Raw genomic sequence first — 17,192 nt, 5'->3', positions numbered from 1 at the left:
AAGAGTAAATATTGGTGAATATTAGTGTAGAGTTTATGTACACAAAGAAAAAGACATAGATTTCTCTGTTTTTCAGAGGAATCTATGTCTTTTTAGTTATTAATAAGTGAAGTTTAAATAAGATGCTGCAAAGTACACAATGAGAATAATCACTGATGGGATTGCATAAGATAAGGTTGATGGACTTTCTTTTCGGTAAAGTGAAAACAAAGCTAACAACGACATAATGAGTACACCCACAGCGATTATCATGTTCGCTCCAGATACATCTAACATAATCGGTCCTGCAGTATAAACAGGATCAGATAGTGCAAGAATAATCATGTTGAAAATATTGCTCCCGAGAATTGCGCCGACAGCCATATTGACATTGTTTAATCGCAATGCGATAAAAACAGAGATAGCTTCTGGCAGGGATGTTGCAGCCGCAATCAAGAAACTGCCGATAAAACTTGATCCGATGCCAGTAATAATCGCAATTTGGTCTCCCGTAATGGACAAGGCAGTACCCGCTGCTAGGATAACTAAAGCAGCGATGATGAAACGAAGAATTGCTGCTTTTGGTGATAATGAAGCACTTGGATTGTCAGGTTCTTCTTCTGATTCTACAATGGCTTCTGCTTCAGGATCTAATGAAGGGAGTTTGTTTATAACCACCATCCCTATAATATAGGTAACGGCGATTAACAACGCGTCCAGTCCAACGCCAAAGATTTGCGTATCTAGGCGGAGTAAAAGAGCCATAACAACCAGAACAGTCAACAAAATTCCAAGGAGGGCTGTGTAAATATTGTTGCGTGAAGCTCGGTTTAAAATTTGTCGTCTTCTAAGAAGAAAATCGAATCCTGCAAGAATGAACAAATTGAACAAATTCGAGCCAATCATGTTCCCAACAGCAATATCTGCATTGCCAATGGCTGCTGCTGAGAAACTAGTTGATACTTCGGGAAGGGAAGTCGCACCTGCCAAAAGTAGCGTACCAACCATCATGCCGCCCATAGCCGTTTTTGAACTAATGACATCGGCGTATTGAGATAGTTTGATAGATGCGAACACAGTAAGTGCCGCTGCTAATATGAAAATAACAAAAACCAAATAATTTTCCTCCTTAACTTACCGACAAACCATTAGTATATGGGTTGTGGTCATCATTCTTCTTCAGGTTTAGCTCGGTAAGTGCTGACATAAGAAACACCAGAGAAAATATTTGGTCGTTGTGCACTCGTTTCAGCTTCTGGTTTGGCAGAATGAGCTTTTGCAAATGCTTGTGACTCTTTCCATTTCTCATAGAAAGCTGGAGATTCCCATTCAGTCAAAACAATATACGTATCTGAATCGAGTGGTCTTAGAACACGAAAAGCAACATATCCAGGTTCATTTTCAATAGCACCTGCTCTATTTTTAAAACGATGTTCGAAAACAGGACGGCCTTCGTCTGAAACTGGAATATTATTTAAAACAAAATATCCTTTTTCTTTAAAATCTCCTGTTCCATCAACAACCTCATAGCGACGAGGTGTTTGGAAAATCGTTTTGCCTTCAGTTTCATGGATCATTAAGGTAGTACCTTCGCCTTGCATCACTACCATATTCTCTTGTGGGTGTTTGTCACGCATTTTTTTCATAAAATCGTATGTTCCTGTTGTCATGTAAAAATTCATTAAAACCCCTCCTAAGTATGTATATATACTATTATATACTTCCCTATTGAAAACTACATGAAACAGGTTTGTCAAACAAGTGAAAAGAGAAGCGTCAAATTTATGACAAATGCGCTTGGAATCTATACAATATAGTACGGAACGTCTATAGTATAGACGGATATAGGTAGACAAAAGTAGAGTAGCACATCGAAGGGATGAAACATTCATGACATTTAATGATACTTATCTTCGCGCAGCCCGTGGAGAAAAAACAGATCACGTACCGGTTTGGTATATGAGACAAGCTGGACGTTCGCAACCTGAATACCGCAAAATAAAAGAAAAATATTCGTTAGAAGAAATTACGCACCAGCCAGAGCTATGCGCCTACGTAACAAAACTTCCAGTAGATCAATACAATAACGATGCAGCAATTCTTTACAAAGACATCGTAACGCCATTGCCTGCAATTGGTGTTGATGTAAAAATAAAATCTGGAATTGGCCCAGTGATCGATAACCCAATTCGCACAATGGCGGATATCGAGCGTTTAGGAGAAATCAATCCAGAACAAGACGTTGATTATGTTCTTGAAACAATTCGTTTGTTAACACAAGAGCAATTAAATGTACCGTTAATCGGATTTTCTGGTGCACCTTTCACATTAGCGAGCTATATGATCGAAGGCGGACCTTCTAAGAGTTACAACAAAACAAAAGCGATGATGGTTTCAGAACCAGCGATGTGGTTTGCATTAATGGACAAATTAGCGGATACAATTATTCCTTATGTAAAAGCTCAAATTAAAGCAGGCGCAAAAGCAATCCAAATTTTCGATTCATGGGTTGGCGCATTAAACGTTGAAGATTACCGTATTTTTATCAAACCGGTAATGGATCGTATTTTTGCTGAATTGCGTACAGAAAATGTACCATTGACAATCTTTGGAGTAGGCGCAAGTCATTTAGCAAAAGAATGGCATGAGCTGCCAGTAGATGTAGTGGGTCTAGATTGGCGCTTGCCGATTTCAGAAGCCCGTTCAATGGGATTAACAAAAACTTTGCAAGGCAATTTAGATCCTTCTTATTTATTGGCCGACTGGTCAGTTATCGAAGAACGCACGAAAAAGATTTTAGATATGGGTATGCAAAATGATGGTTACATTTTTAACCTTGGCCATGGCGTTTTCCCAGAAGTTAATCCAGATACATTGAAGCGCTTAACTTCATTTGTTCATGAATACAGTACTGCACACAAAAGCAATTTAAAATAAGTACAAAACTTACGTAGAGGTGATTATGTTGAAGAAGAAAATGGGATTATTAGTGATGGCATACGGTACGCCATACTCAGAAGACGATATTGAACGTTATTATACACATATTCGACGTGGGCGTAAGCCAAGTGAAGAAAGTCTTGAAGACTTAAAGAGCCGTTACAAAGCAATTGGTGGTATTTCGCCACTTGCGAAAATTACATTAGACCAAGCAAATGGCCTGTGTGATTGTTTAAATGAAGTTCAAGATGATATTGAATTCAAAATGTATTTGGGCCTTAAACACATTGAGCCATTTGTAGAAGATGGCGTAGAAGAAATGAAAAAAGACGGCATTACAGAAGCTGTCTCAATCGTCTTGGCTCCTCATTTCTCAACATTCTCTGTGAAATCATATAATGGTCGTGCAGCAGAAGCTGCTGAAACAGCAGGCATTTCATTAACTTCTGTTGAAAGCTGGTACAAAGAACCGAAATTCATCCAATATTGGACTGAGAAAGTAACTGCGGCATTTGCTGAAATGTCAGAAGAAGAACGCGCGAAATCATGCTTAATCGTATCTGCACATTCATTGCCAGAGAAGATTATTGCAAATGGCGACCCATACCCAGATCAATTAAAAGAAACGGCTGAAATGATTCAACAAGCGACAGGCGTTAAAAACGTAGAAGTCGGCTGGCAAAGTGCTGGGCAAACCGGTGAACCTTGGATTGGCCCAGACGTCCAAGACTTAACACGTGATTTGTTTGAACAAAAAGGCTATACATCTTTTGTTTACACCCCAGTTGGATTTGTGACAGATCATTTAGAAGTTCTTTATGATAATGATTACGAATGTAAAGTGGTGTGCGATGACATCGGGGCAACTTACCGTCGTCCAGAAATGCCAAACGTACAGCCATTATTTATCGATGCATTAACTGATGTAGTTTTACGTGAGTTAGCTGAATAGGTTTTAAAGCAATTAACTATCAGTCAATTGATCGACCGATTTACTGTTGAATCGTCCCATATATAGAGGAGAATTGGTTATGAAAAAACTTGCATGGCTTGGATTGCCATTATTACTTCTCGCCGCGTGTGGATCAGGAGAAGCAGAATCTTCTGGTACAGGTGCTCAAGTAGAAGAAGTAATGGTAGCATTTAATACCGACACACAGGCAGAGCCAGCCGAAGATATTGTCTTATCCGTTACAGTGACTCAAGCCGATGAAGCTGTGGAAGACGCAGATGAAGTTGTTTATGAAGTATGGCAATCAGGAGATCGCAATAATAGCGTAATGATTCCGGCTGAACATACCGAAAATGGTATTTATGAAGCACAAACGAGCTTTAAAGAAGAAGGTCTGTATTTTATGCAGGCACATACTACAGCGCGTTCGTTGCATTTAATGCCAAAACAAGAAATAACCGTTGGCGATCCAGATCCAGCCTCAATCGTTTCGGATGACAGTGATGATGCACAAGGTATGGATAAAATGGAAGACCATTCCGGACATTAATACAGAAAAAAGACATCGCTTTGGCGGTGTCTTTTTATCTTTAAATTTTTAGCGGTTTAGCGATGTTGAAGTAGCTTGCTGTTATGGTACAGAAAGTGTGATGGTTTTTCTAAGGGACCTTAGAGCAATAGAACATAAAAAACGAAGCGGCGCTCATTAGAGCCGCTTCGTTTGGTCATTAGTTTTAGCTGATTTTATAAATTATTGCAGGAATCACATTTAGTACCATAACACTCATGCTGCTCTTCCATTTTTTCTCCACATGACACGCACTGTTTCGGGGGCAAGTTCTTGAAAAATTCAACTACGTTTTCAATCATAACTTCCATCTCCTTTTTGTTATAGTACTGTTGGTGTTTAAAACAGTGTATTATAACAGTTGGGATTCGTCAACCCTAAATAGTGAATTAATTTAAATAATCCGTTAAACTATAGAAAGGAAGATAGTTAAAAGGAGAGAGATTATGTATTTCGTAGACAACAATGGCATCACAGACCCACGGATTAACTTAGCAATCGAAGAATATTTGTTGAAAACAATGGATGTTGAAAAAGATCCATTTCTTCTGTTTTATATCAATGAGCCATCTATCATCATCGGAAAAAACCAAAACACAGCTGAAGAGATTAATACCGATTATGTAGATTCAAATGGCATTCATGTAGTTCGTCGTTTGTCTGGCGGAGGAGCAGTTTATCACGATTTGGGCAATTTAAATTACAGTTTCATCACAGTAGATGATGGGGAAAGTTTCCGTAACTTCCGTAAATTCACTGAGCCTGTTGTACAAGCGTTACAAAGCCTTGGCGTAAATGCGGAACTTTCTGGACGCAATGATTTAATGGCAGAAGGTCGGAAGATATCGGGAAATGCACAGTTCTCAACTAGAGGGCGCATGTTCAGTCATGGAACTTTATTATTCGATACAGAAATCGAAGCCGTAGTATCTGCTCTAAAAGTAAGCAAAGAAAAAATTGAATCAAAAGGCATTAAGTCAATTCGCAGCCGTGTGGCGAATATTTCTGAGTTTTTAAAAGAGCCTATGTCAGTTGAGAATTTCCGACATGCAGTTTTGCACTCAATCTTCGAAGGTGAAGAAAATGTCCGTCATTATAAACTGACAGAAGAAGATTGGAAAAATATTCACGAATTATCAAATGAACGTTATGGCAACTGGGATTGGAATTATGGGAAGTCGCCTAAATTCAATATTAAACATTCTCATCGCTTCCCGGTCGGCGGCATTGATGTCCGCTTGCAAGTAGAGAAAGGAATTGTTCAAGACGCTCATATTTTTGGCGATTTTTTCGGTGTTGGAGATATATCTGAAGTTGAGCAAGCAATTGCTGGTTCAAAATACGAACGAGCTTCTCTAGAGGAAGCTATTGCCGAAATTGACATACCCAAACTACTTGGCGGGATTACGAAAGAAGAATTTTTGAAATTAATTTATTAAGAACTTCCGAAGAGTCTGCATTTATGCAGGCTCTTTTGTTAAAATGGAAAGAAAAAGGAAAGGGGGAATCATTGTGGCTATTCAACGAATCTTCATTGTAGAAGATGATTTGAAAATTGCGGAGTTGTTGGCTGAGACTTTAAGAAAATACCATTACGAAGTAGAGACCGCAAAAGATTTTGATCAAATCATCGAAGAATTCGAAGCTTTTGATCCCCATTTGATTTTACTTGATATTAACTTGCCGTCTTATGATGGCTATTATTGGTGCCGGCAACTTAGGCAGCAAACCACTTGTCCGATTATTTTCATCTCAGCTCGTTCGGGTGAAATGGACCAAGTCTTTGCTTTAGAAAATGGAGGGGATGATTTTATTACGAAACCTTTCCATTATGAAATCGTCCTTGCAAAAATAAGAAGTCATTTGCGTAGAGCTTATGGTGAATATGCACCAAAACAAGAAGAGCGTTCAATTAGGGCTGGGCGTATTATTTTATATATGGAACGGATGGAATTACACATCAAAAAAGAAATCATCCCATTGCAAAAAAAGGAATGCACGATTTTAGAGCTATTGCTAACTCAATATCCGAAAGTAGTATCGCGCGAGCAGTTGCTAGAGGAATTATGGGACGACCAAGCCTTTGTAGATGAAAATACGTTAAATGTTAATATGACACGAGTCCGAAAAAAGTTGTCCGATTATGGAGTGTTATCTTCTATTGAAACTGTAAGAGGAGCCGGATACCGTCTTTTACTTCATGAGGAGGAAGCTTAATGCTGCGATTATTTATGAAAGAACATGCGGCATTTATCGTTTTCCAAGTTGTTCTAGTGGCATTTATTATGATGTTGTATTGGTTAGATGGTTTCCGAAACTTAGATACGGCAATTTACTCATTTGTCATTAGCACAGTATTGGTCATTACATTCTTATCGGCGCGCTTTGCAAGGCGTTATCAATATTATCAGCGAATTTTATCGGTCCCACAAAATTTGGAACATATGCTTCAGCGTGAAGGGAAATCACCCGAACAAGTACAGAACGAACTTTATTTGCAAAAATTATATCGCTTGTATCAGCATGAAGTGCAGTCTTTATATGCGGCTCAAAATCGTCATTTGCAATTTATGAATCAATGGGTTCATCAAATGAAAACGCCTATTTCGGTTATGCACTTATTACTTCAAGAAGAAAAAGAACTGGATAAGAATAGCGTCCGCGAAGAAATGGAACGCTTAAAAGCAGGATTGGATACGGTATTAATGAATGCACGTCTAGACACTTTCGAGCAGGACATGCAAATCGAACAAATTAATTTGCGTTCTTTAGTCAGTGAAGTCGCGACAGAAAACAAACGTCTATTTATTTCAAAGCGTGTCTATCCGGAAATTTCAATCGGCGAGGATCATGTTGTAGCTACAGATCAGAAGTGGATGAAATTTATCGTCGGTCAATTTTTAACAAATGCAGTAAAATACACATTTGAACCAAACAAAAAAGTTTATATTGCTGCTAAATGTTCAAATGGCAATACATTGCTGACAATTCGTGACGAAGGAATCGGTATTTCATCTTCAGATTTGCCCCGTGTAACAAAGGCTTTTTTTACAGGCGAAAACGGGCGGAAAATTGGAGAGTCAACAGGGATGGGCTTATACTTAGCAAAAGAAATTTGTGGCAAATTAGGTCACGAACTGACGATTTCTTCTGTTCAAGGAGAAGGGACAACCGTTTCTGTCTTATTCTTTAATCAAGATTTCGTAACACAGGAGGAACATGATGACAGTAGTGGAAATCGATGAAGTAACAAAAGTATATGAAGGAAAAGTGACGCACCGGGCAGTCAATCAGCTAAGTTTCACTGTGGAAAAAGGAGAATTTCTAGCAGTGATGGGGCCATCCGGGAGTGGAAAAACGACTTTACTCAATTTGATTTCAACCATTGACTCATTAACTTCTGGCGAAATTTTGATTGATGGTGTCAATCCACATTTACTGGACAAAAATGAGCTAGCCTTGTTTCGCAGAAGAGAAATGGGATTTGTTTTTCAAGACTTTAATTTACTTCAAATGTTAACAGTCGAAGAAAACTTAGTGTTGCCGTTGACGCTCGATTATTTTCCTGTTGATGAAATGGCGAAACGTGTGCTGGTGATTGCGGAGCGTTTAGGGCTGACATTGCTACTTCACAAGAAACCGAACGAAATTTCGGGTGGAGAAGCTCAGCGAACAGCGATTGGACGTGCCCTTATTCACCAGCCAGCGATTATTTTAGCTGATGAGCCGACAGGAAACTTAGACTCTAAATCTTCCCGTGATGTCCTTGAAATTCTATCGCATGCAGCAAAAGAAGATGAAACGACGATCATTATGGTAACGCACGATCCGATTGCAGCAAGCTATTGCGATCGTGTTCTTTTTATAAAAGATGGGGAATTTTTCAATGAAATCTATGGGGATGAACGACGACAGACTTTTTATCAGCGGATTTTGAATGTCCTGTCGTTGTTGGGAGGATCCGTAAATGACGTTTCGACAACTCGCTTACCATAATGTTTTTCGCAACCGAAGAAACTATGCGGCTTTCTTTTTAGCTAGTGTTTTTTCGGTCATGGTGTTTTTTGTATGCTCAATGTTTATTTTTCATCCGTTATTTGAAAAAGATGCATTGCAGCTATTAGCCATACGAGGAATGATGATTGCGGAAGTGGTTTTGTACATTTTTACATTGTTTTTCTTATTTTATTCAATGAGTGCATTTTTGCAAGCTCGATCGAAAGAATTCGGTGTATTAATGCATTTAGGAATGACAAAAAAACAATTAAACAAATTGATCTTTTTTGAAATGTTAATCATTGGTGCAGTTTCTACTGTAACAGGCACTGTATTTGGTTTTGCTTTTTCTAAATTCTTTTTCATGATTGGACGGGAAATTATGGAGCTGGACACGTTGCCACTTTATGTTTCTTGGGAACCTTTTTTGCTAACAATTGTGGCGTTTGCTAGCTTATTTGTCATCATCTCATTTGTTAGTGTTGGATTTATCCGTACGAAACGAGTGATTGATTTACTCCAAGGTTTTTGGAAAGTTGAAGAAGAAACAAAATCATCTACAATGCTCGCGATTATGGGAATTGTCTTTTTAACAGTTGCTTACATATTCGCTGTAAATGTATCGGATGAAACGGTGTATTATATTATTTTTATCGTTCCACCACTGGCTACGTTCGGTACTTACTTGTTTTTTACCCATACGCTTAGTTTCTTATTGGGTTTATGTAAACGAAAAAAGAAAGTGTACTGGAAAAAAACGCGTTTAGTTTCATTGGCCGAAGCAACGGTGAAATTAAAGGATAGTGCACAAATGTTTTTTATCGTTACAATCGTGTCAACCGTCGCTTTTTTAACAGTTGGAACATTAGCGTCTTTCATGTCGTATACAGGTGATTTCCGAGAAACAAATCCGCTAGGGCTTATTTATATTTCATTTGATGGCAATGAGCAAGAAGCAGAACATATTGAACGGCTCACAAGTCAATTAACAAGCGAACAGTTATCTTATGATTTAGTTGAATTGACGGTGAAACGCCAAACATCTGAAGCATCTGGCAACGATGTTGATATTTTATCCCTATCAGAATTTAATCGGTTAGCTACTGCGCTCGATTTTGAACCGGCACAATTAGTACAAGGAGAAGGCATGTTTGTGCCATTTTCGTTAGATTCGGCAAAAGAGTTGGAGAATGTAAGCGTTGATACCGCGCTAATAGAAAGCGATGTGCCGTTATCCATTCGATCTACTTATCCACATGTCGTCTTTCCTATTCATACATTAAATATCAATACAATTGTAGTAAGTGATGCCGATTATGAAGCGATCAATCAACCACTTGTTGGATATGAAAGTGGAAGTTCCAATTTTACTTATTATGCATTTGATATATTAAACTGGACCGAGACGATGAATATTGGCAACCGCTTAACCGATACGATGTATGAAGCAGCAGATACAGCGGATTTCAATGGAATCGATTATTTCTTTGAAAATCCAGGTGCAGATTATCGCTGGTTTAAATCATCGTTTGCACTGTTATTATTTATCGGTGTTATGGTAGCAGCAGTCTTCTTATTAGCAGCGGGAAGCTTTATTTATTTTAAATTGTATACAGGTTTAGAGAGAGACCGAAAGCAATACAAGCTTTTGACGCGCATGGGAATGACCGACAAAGAATTGGGCAAAATCGTTAACCGTCAGCTTATTCCTCAATTCTTTCTGCCGTGGGTAATTGCTTTGCTGCATAGTGCTTTTGCTTTTATTTCGTTACAAGTTGTTTGGGATGAATTTGCTGAGCTATCGATACTCGGTGAAATGGCAATTGTGCTGGGAGGCTTTACTATAGCTCAAATTTTATACTTTTTCTTAATACGCTGGCGCTACGTCGCCCACTTACAGGCACCGTAATCTAACGGTGCCTGTTGTATTGTCTGAAGATTTATTTTATAATGAAAATAGATTGAAATATGAATGAGTATTCATTCAACACGAAAGAGGGATGAAGATGAGTTTAATGACACGTGTTCATGAAATTGCAGAACAAAATCCTACTAAAGCAGCTTATAGCTTTATGGGACAAGATACTAGCTACGGGGAATTTGATCAGAAAGTGGCACTTTTTGCTGGAGCTTTAAAAGAATTAGGCGTGGAAAAAGGGGACCATGTCGCATTTCTTTTAGGTAATACACCACATTTTTTAATCTCACTTTATGCAACAATGCAGTTAGGCGCAACAGCCGTTCCGGTTAATCCTATTTATACTCCAGATGAAATCGCTTACATTGTTAATAATAGTGATGCTAAAGTAGTTGTTGCTCTTGATATGCTACTTCCACTAATAGAAAAAGCGCATGTAGCATTGCCGGCAGTGGCATCTTATGTCATCTGTGAAACGGACGTTACAACACCAGAAAAAATGGACCAATTACCTGAAGAAGTTAAAGCCAAAGTCCATTCATTTACTCATTTACTGACGAAAGCTACTGCAAATAGCGTCTTTGCAGAAGTTCAGGCGGACGATACAGCAGTTATTTTATACACATCAGGCACAACCGGAAAACCTAAAGGTGCGATGTTAACGCATCAAAACCTCTATTCAAATGCTCGCGATGTTGGAGAGTATCTTCAAATTAGTGAAACCGATCGCGTAGTAGCAACTTTGCCAGTATTCCATGTATTTGCATTGACAGTCGTTGTAAACGCACCATTGTTACAAGGAGCTACTATTATTTTAGTACCTCGTTTTAATCCAAAAGAAGTATTTGAGGCGATTAAAGCAAACAAAGCGACCGTTTTTGCAGGGGTACCAACGATGTTCAACTTTATGAATCAATTGCCTGACGTTGATCCAGCAGATTTTGCTACTGTACGTCTTGCCGTATCAGGTGGTTCTGCCATGCCAGTTGCTTTGCTTCATAGCTTTGAAGATAAATTTAATGTTCGCATTTCAGAAGGATACGGTTTGTCAGAAGCTTCTCCTGTTACATGCTTTAACCCGATTGATCGAGAACGAAAAGCGGGTTCAATTGGAACATCAATCATCAATGTTGAAAACAAAGTTGTTAACGAATTAGGCGAAGAAGTAGCTGTAAATGAAGTTGGGGAATTGATTGTTCGTGGACCGAATGTAATGAGAGGGTATTACAAAATGCCAGAAGAAACAGCCGCAGCGATTCGTGATGGTTGGTTGTACACTGGAGACTTAGCACGTGTTGATGAAGAAGGCTATTTTTATATTGTTGATCGTAAAAAAGACATGATCATTGTTGGGGGATATAATGTTTACCCACGAGAAATTGAAGAAGTGTTGTTCGCACATCCTGCCATTTTGGAAGCAGCCGTAGTTGGTTTGCCTGATCCGGATTTCGGAGAAGAGGTTAATGCTTATGTGGTTTTAAAAGACCCTGCAGTTTCAATTGAGGATTTGAAAGCCTATTGTGTAGAACATTTAGCGAAATACAAAGTACCAAAACATTTTGAAGTTCTTGACGAGTTACCGAAAAACACAACAGGTAAAATTTTACGCCGGTCATTGAAAGATCAGGCGAGACAGAAATAAACACATCTTCATGTTAAAAAAATCATAAAGAAGCGATGCGATTTAGCATGGCTTCTTTTTTTGAAGTAAATTTCTGTTGAATTCGTGTAACAAGCGGAAAAGTTCATATAAGAGAAATAAAAACTCATAAAAAAATTAAATGATTGTTGTAAAAAGCTCAAAACTTCCTTTAAAAAATGCACCAGTACTCCTTTGTGTCTTTTCCTAGAAGTCTTTATTATAGTTAAAGAGTATGTAGGAGAAGTCAGATGTAAGAAGGGGAATGCATGGTGAAAAAAACAGTAGAAATTCAAGATATCACAACATTGGTTTCTGTAACCGATCCTCAAATATCACCAGATGGAAAAAGTGCAGTATACGTTCATACCATAATAGATGAGCAGGAAGATGCATATATCGCAAATCTTTTTCATATCAATTTGGAAACGCGTCAGCATAGTCAATGGACTTTTGGAAAAGGTCGAATCAGTTCACCGCAGTGGTCTGTAGACGGTACAGCTGTCGCGTATTTAGCGGAAGAAGGTGGCAACAACCAATTGTTCGTATTATCGTTAGCGGACGGGCAAATAAACAAAATGACTAATTTAGAAAGTGGCATAGAGCGATTTGTATGGTCGCCTTGTGCTAAGAAGCTTTGGATCAATGGCATCCTAGATAAAGAACAAACCTCAAATCCACTCAACCAACAAATAGGATTTTTAACGATTGAGTCGAAAAAGGTAGAACTCGTACTAGCTGGGGACTGTCATTATCGCTTAGAAGCCATATCCCATGATGGGGGGAAATTAGTTTATGCGCTAGTAAAAGAAAAAAAACATGATTTTGTACCCGGTCAACCTCTTTATTTATATCACCTTGAAACACAAGAACACATGATACTGACAGAAAATCAAGGTCATTTTAGTGAGGTGGCTTTTTCACATGATGATTCAAAGCTCGCTTACTTAGGGAACATGCGGCAATACGGAGATGCTACCCATAAAGAGCTTTATATCGCAGATTTACAAACTCAAACGAATAGTTGTTTAACTGAAGGTTTAGATGTGCCTGTGGGAGATTACGCAGTTAGTGATAGTCAAGGAACAACTGCAGGGAAGGCTATCTGGACGAAAGATGATCATTTGTATTTCCAAGTGTCTACCATGGGCGACGTACGTCTATATTTTGCATCGCTTGATGGGATGATTTTTCCAGCATCTCCTGAAATGGAACATGTAGTTGGCTATGATGTTTCACGCGAGGGTGAATTTGCAATTCTTGCTATTAGCACGATGACTCAACCTGGAGAGTTGTACCGCTTACAGATTACAACGGGAGAATATGAAGTGCTGACATCTTTTAATCAGGATTATGTTGAAAGCACTGAGTTGCGCGAAGGAAAACCGACAATTACGATGGGTTCAAAAGAGTCGGTACATAGCTGGTTGATTGAACCCATCGGCATTCAAAAAGGTGAAAAGTATCCGTTAATCGTCAAAGTTCACGAGTGGGCTCATGGGATGTTCGCTAATACTTTCTATCATGAACTGCAATTACTCGCAGCACAAGGTTACGGGGTTCTTTATATTAATCCAAGTGGAAGCCATGGCTATAGCCAGGAGTTTGCAAAAATAGGAAGAGATGTTGCATATACAGATACGATGAATGCAGTAGTTGAAGTGGTAGAAACAATTGAATGGGTGGATGAGAATCGATTAGCTGTGATAGGAGATAATTACGGTGGTCTGTTAACGAAGTTGCTTTTTCTTTACACGAAAAAAGCAGGTCGTTCTACAAGTGAACATACGGAACAATTGGATTTAAAGTTGGAAAGTATGGAGGAAGATACAAAATTTGTCCATTTTCCAAAAGTATACTTGAATGATTCACATGGATATAAACCAAGTCATCGCATTGATCGTTTAGAACAGATTGTGAATTGGGTGAAAAAATACGTATAAAAAAGAGCAGCTTTTCAACTGCTCTTTTTTGTGATTATTTTCCTTTAAACACAGGTTTTCTTTTTTCTCCAAAAGCGGTAAGAGCTTCAATTCGGTCTTCAGTGGGTATAGTGATTTCATAAGCCTTACGTTCGATTTGAAGGCCAGTATGTAAATCAGTGTTCATGCCGTTTTTAATTGCGAATTTTGCTTGCTGAAGTGCGATGGGGCCATTTGCAAGAATGGCATCTGCAAAATTACCAGTCACTTCAGCAAGTTCATCACGTGTGGTGAGTCGTGTTAATAATCCATAATCCAATGCTTCAACAGATTTTAAGCGACGTGCAGTCAATATTAATTCCAGTGCTTTTGTCTCGCCGATTAAACGGGGGAGGCGTTGAGTACCGCCTGCTCCAGGAATAATGCCTAAACTGGTTTCAGTTAGTCCGAGAAGTGTATCGTCGGTAGCAATTCGGAAATCACAAGCGAGTGCTAGTTCCATTCCTCCGCCAAATGCAAAACCATTAATCATAGCAATAGTTGGTTGTGGCAAGTTCTCGATTATGGAAAACACTTCTCCGATTTTATAGATATTGCGTTTAACGTGTTGGTCAGTTAAATTTTTGCGTTCTTTCAAGTCCGCACCTACACTGAATGCTTTTTCCCCTGCACCAGTAAAAATAACAACGCGAATATCTGGGTTAATGCGGATTGCTTCTACAACCTGGCCAAGCTCATTTAACATGTCATAGTTAAAAGCATTCATGGCTTCAGGTCTATTTAATGTGATAAAAGCTAAGTTGTTTCGTTGTTCATAGTGAATTGTGTCCATTTTTCTTCCCCCTTGTTTCTTTCCATCCATTAAAAACATATCACTTTTTGGACTATTTCGCCATCAGACTCTATAATGAACTCCATGGGAGGGACTGCATTTATGAATCAAGTAACGTTTATACGTATCTTCCGGATTGTCTGGTTGGCAGTCAAAATCTTTTTGCAAGTAACGATTTTCCAAAAGCGCAATCGAGGCAAATGGACTCCGTTAGTTGAAAAAAGATGGAATGAGATGATTACAAAGCAAGCAAAAGAATATAAGAACCTCGCATTAAAGCTGGGTGGACTTATGATTAAACTAGGGCAGTTTCTCTCAACGCGAGCGGACATCATGCCTCCGTCGTTTCTTGAAGAATTAGAAGGCTTAACAGACCGTGTCCCATCTGTTCCGAGACAAGACATTGTCTCTGTACTTGAACAAGAATGGAATACGACTCATACGGATTATTTGGATCATCTATCGGAATCAGCAGTCGCTTCTGCTTCTATTGGAGAAGTATACAAAGGTGTACTGAAAAATGGTTTGGAAGTCGCAGTCAAAGTTCAGCGACCAGGAACGGATCGAATATTACGTGCTGACTTTAAAGCTATTCGCATTGTAATATGGTTAGCTGAAAAATTTACCCCGTTTGGTAAACAAATTGACTTTAAGCAATTGTACGTAGAAATGACCGAAACCATCGGCAATGAATTAAACTTCCTAAAAGAACTTCAAAATGGCCGTTCTTTTTCCGATCGCTTTGATGCGATGGAAGGAGTAAGAATTCCAATGTATTTCGATGAATTTACCACACGTCGAGTGTTGGTGATGGAATGGATTGAAGGAGCACGAATTACAGATTTAGCTTTTATCGAAAAAAATGACTTAGATCGACATGAAATATCCGAACGCTTGTTTATCTTATTTTTAGAACAAATTTTATACGGCGGCCAATTCCATGCCGATCCACATGGCGGCAATATTTTACTTGAACCGAATGGTGGAATTGTCCTAATTGACTTTGGGATGATTGGTACGATTACTAAAAAAGATTCTCAATCAGTATTACGTGCAGCAGAAGGAATTATTTTTAAAAATTACGAACAAGTACTGGATGCATTGGAAGAATTACGCTTTTTATTGCCCCAGGCAGATCGCGTCGTGTTAGAGGACGCCATATCACGACTTGTGGCAGCATACGAATCAAACGAATTGTCACAGATGGACAGTTTTGTAGTAGAGCGATTACTTGATGATATTCAAGACATTGTTCGAACACAACCGGTTCAATTACCAGCTGAATTTGCCTTTTTTGGACGAGCAGCTTCTATTTTTGTCGGTGTTTTGCATATCTTAGATCCCAATGTAGATTTAATGGCATTGGCTCGACCGCGAATTCTGGAATGGGCTTCGTCACAAAAAGAAGGCAAAGGGATGTTCGGTAAAGAAGACATCCTGCGCTGGGTATTAAATGGAACAGGCCCATTACGCGTCTTTCCTCAGAAAGTGATCAATTATTTAGAAGAACCGGAGCGTCTCCGTCGCTATATTGAAAATCGGGATGGTAAGGAACGTGAATACCGACGTGATTTACAATCTCGTATGTTTGCTGGAGTTTTCACAATCCTATCTTTTGTCGGAATTTCCGTCTCCGTTTGGTTCTGGAACGAACCTTATATGTGGGTTTCTTCTGTATTTTTCGTAGGCTCCTTGTGGGCTTATCGTTCAATAAAGTAAAAAGCGGAAACGCCACGAAACAACATAAAGATACTAACAAAAAGAGCTTTCGATTAAAGTCTTTAACTTTAATCGAAAGCTCTTTTACGTTGCCATTTAAAATGAGTAAAACATTCACTCAAGAGGCTGCTGTTTGCGTGGGGGAAATGTACGGGTTGTCACATAAGCCATTGGACGATTATGAACACGCTGCGCCTTTTTGAAAAAACGACGCAGGGATCCGGCGAAAGAATGTTGATTACGTAAAGCAATAGGCGATACATCTAAATAAACGGTTAAGTTATTGCTTAAATAAATGATACTTCCTTTGCCGCTACTGTCACTTTCGATAAGGTCGATGGCGTCGTAATTAAACCAAACGCATTCTTTGTTTTTAGGAGAGTGTGTCGGAAAGAAAATGAGTGGATTGCCGTAATACTCGCCTACAATAATGGGGGGCTTATGTTTTACACCGACAGCTTTTTGAGCATAAAGTGTGGCGCTTTCTAGTGACGCACGATAAAAGCGGCAGGAAGTGGTTACTGTTTTGTAAACAGCGTCTTCAACCACAAATTCATTGCGGTCTTCAATCACACGCATCCAGGTGCGATGGCCGTCCGTATAGGGTAAAAGGGCATACGTATTTGTGCAAATCGTATACGAAGACGGTCTGTGATTCTTTTTACTCATGAAGAATAACCCCCTAAATTTACTTTACATACCCTATTATAATAAAAAATGGAAATTT

16 protein-coding genes are annotated in these 17,192 nt (G+C 38.9%); 11 read left to right on the top strand and 5 right to left on the bottom strand.

What is annotated here, in order from left to right:
- Positions 1-99: 99 nt before the first annotated feature.
- Positions 100-1,095: a sodium:calcium antiporter gene (locus MLE13_RS12655; RefSeq protein WP_240750044.1), complete on the bottom strand. Its 996-nt coding sequence runs from the start codon at positions 1,093-1,095 to the stop codon at positions 100-102.
- 53 nt (positions 1,096-1,148) lie between these two features.
- Positions 1,149-1,661: an antibiotic biosynthesis monooxygenase family protein gene (locus tag MLE13_RS12650; protein WP_240750043.1), complete on the bottom strand. Its 513-nt coding sequence runs from the start codon at positions 1,659-1,661 to the stop codon at positions 1,149-1,151.
- 208 nt (positions 1,662-1,869) lie between these two features.
- Here MLE13_RS12650 and hemE point away from each other — a divergent pair, with 208 nt between their 5' ends.
- The 3 genes from hemE to MLE13_RS12635 all read left to right on the top strand — a co-directional run bounded on the left by hemE (position 1,870) and on the right by MLE13_RS12635 (position 4,421).
- Entirely contained in the window at positions 1,870-2,916 is a 1,047-nt protein-coding gene (gene hemE, locus MLE13_RS12645) for a uroporphyrinogen decarboxylase (protein ID WP_240750042.1), read from the top strand.
- A 25-nt stretch (positions 2,917-2,941) separates the two neighbouring features.
- Positions 2,942-3,871, top strand: coding sequence for a ferrochelatase (hemH, locus tag MLE13_RS12640; RefSeq protein WP_240750041.1), 930 nt, complete (start codon positions 2,942-2,944; stop codon positions 3,869-3,871).
- Positions 3,872-3,950: 79 nt separating this feature from the next.
- The gene (locus MLE13_RS12635) at positions 3,951-4,421 is read left to right on the top strand and encodes a FixH family protein (protein ID WP_240750040.1); all 471 of its coding nucleotides are present in this window, start codon (positions 3,951-3,953) and stop codon (positions 4,419-4,421) included.
- A 194-nt stretch (positions 4,422-4,615) separates the two neighbouring features.
- Here MLE13_RS12635 and yhfH read toward each other — a convergent pair whose 3' ends face one another.
- On the bottom strand, positions 4,616-4,741 hold the full coding sequence (gene yhfH, locus MLE13_RS12630; RefSeq protein WP_065526877.1) for a protein YhfH: 126 nt from the start codon (positions 4,739-4,741) through the stop codon (positions 4,616-4,618).
- Positions 4,742-4,885: 144 nt separating this feature from the next.
- Here yhfH and MLE13_RS12625 point away from each other — a divergent pair, with 144 nt between their 5' ends.
- The 7 genes from MLE13_RS12625 (at position 4,886) to MLE13_RS12595 (ending at position 13,935) form a co-directional block, all read left to right on the top strand.
- Positions 4,886-5,878: a lipoate--protein ligase gene (locus MLE13_RS12625; protein WP_240750039.1), complete on the top strand. Its 993-nt coding sequence runs from the start codon at positions 4,886-4,888 to the stop codon at positions 5,876-5,878.
- Between the two features lie 43 nt (positions 5,879-5,921).
- Positions 5,922-6,656, top strand: coding sequence for a response regulator transcription factor (locus tag MLE13_RS12620; protein WP_276323932.1), 735 nt, complete (start codon positions 5,922-5,924; stop codon positions 6,654-6,656).
- On the top strand, positions 6,656-7,684 hold the full coding sequence (locus tag MLE13_RS12615; RefSeq protein ID WP_240750037.1) for a sensor histidine kinase: 1,029 nt from the start codon (positions 6,656-6,658) through the stop codon (positions 7,682-7,684). The genes MLE13_RS12620 and MLE13_RS12615 overlap by 1 nt, the downstream gene beginning before the upstream one ends.
- On the top strand, positions 7,662-8,435 hold the full coding sequence (locus MLE13_RS12610) for an ABC transporter ATP-binding protein (protein WP_276323931.1): 774 nt from the start codon (positions 7,662-7,664) through the stop codon (positions 8,433-8,435). The genes MLE13_RS12615 and MLE13_RS12610 overlap by 23 nt, the downstream gene beginning before the upstream one ends.
- Positions 8,407-10,344 (top strand): ABC transporter permease, encoded by a 1,938-nt coding sequence (locus MLE13_RS12605; RefSeq protein ID WP_240750035.1) that lies wholly within the window; start codon positions 8,407-8,409, stop codon positions 10,342-10,344. The genes MLE13_RS12610 and MLE13_RS12605 overlap by 29 nt, the downstream gene beginning before the upstream one ends.
- 97 nt (positions 10,345-10,441) lie before the next feature.
- Positions 10,442-11,995 carry a fatty acid--CoA ligase family protein gene (locus MLE13_RS12600; protein ID WP_240750034.1) on the top strand — a complete coding sequence of 518 codons (1,554 nt, stop codon included), beginning with the start codon at positions 10,442-10,444 and terminating at the stop codon, positions 11,993-11,995.
- 266 nt (positions 11,996-12,261) lie between these two features.
- Complete coding sequence (locus MLE13_RS12595; RefSeq protein ID WP_240750033.1) at positions 12,262-13,935, top strand: S9 family peptidase; 1,674 nt, start codon at positions 12,262-12,264, stop codon at positions 13,933-13,935.
- A 34-nt stretch (positions 13,936-13,969) separates the two neighbouring features.
- On the opposite strand, the gene MLE13_RS12590 is transcribed toward MLE13_RS12595, so the two are convergent.
- Complete coding sequence (locus MLE13_RS12590) at positions 13,970-14,746, bottom strand: enoyl-CoA hydratase-related protein (RefSeq protein ID WP_240750032.1); 777 nt, start codon at positions 14,744-14,746, stop codon at positions 13,970-13,972.
- A 102-nt stretch (positions 14,747-14,848) separates the two neighbouring features.
- Between MLE13_RS12590 and MLE13_RS12585 the strand changes: the two genes are divergently transcribed.
- Complete coding sequence (locus MLE13_RS12585; RefSeq protein WP_240750031.1) at positions 14,849-16,465, top strand: ABC1 kinase family protein; 1,617 nt, start codon at positions 14,849-14,851, stop codon at positions 16,463-16,465.
- A 114-nt stretch (positions 16,466-16,579) separates the two neighbouring features.
- On the opposite strand, the gene MLE13_RS12580 is transcribed toward MLE13_RS12585, so the two are convergent.
- Complete coding sequence (locus MLE13_RS12580; RefSeq protein WP_008496039.1) at positions 16,580-17,134, bottom strand: competence protein ComK; 555 nt, start codon at positions 17,132-17,134, stop codon at positions 16,580-16,582.
- Positions 17,135-17,192: the final 58 nt, after the last annotated feature.

This window comes from Planococcus halocryophilus (genome assembly GCF_022489025.1).
GTDB classification, from domain to species: domain Bacteria; phylum Bacillota; class Bacilli; order Bacillales_A; family Planococcaceae; genus Planococcus; species Planococcus halocryophilus_A.
This window is presented reverse-complemented; position numbering and strand designations above follow the sequence as displayed.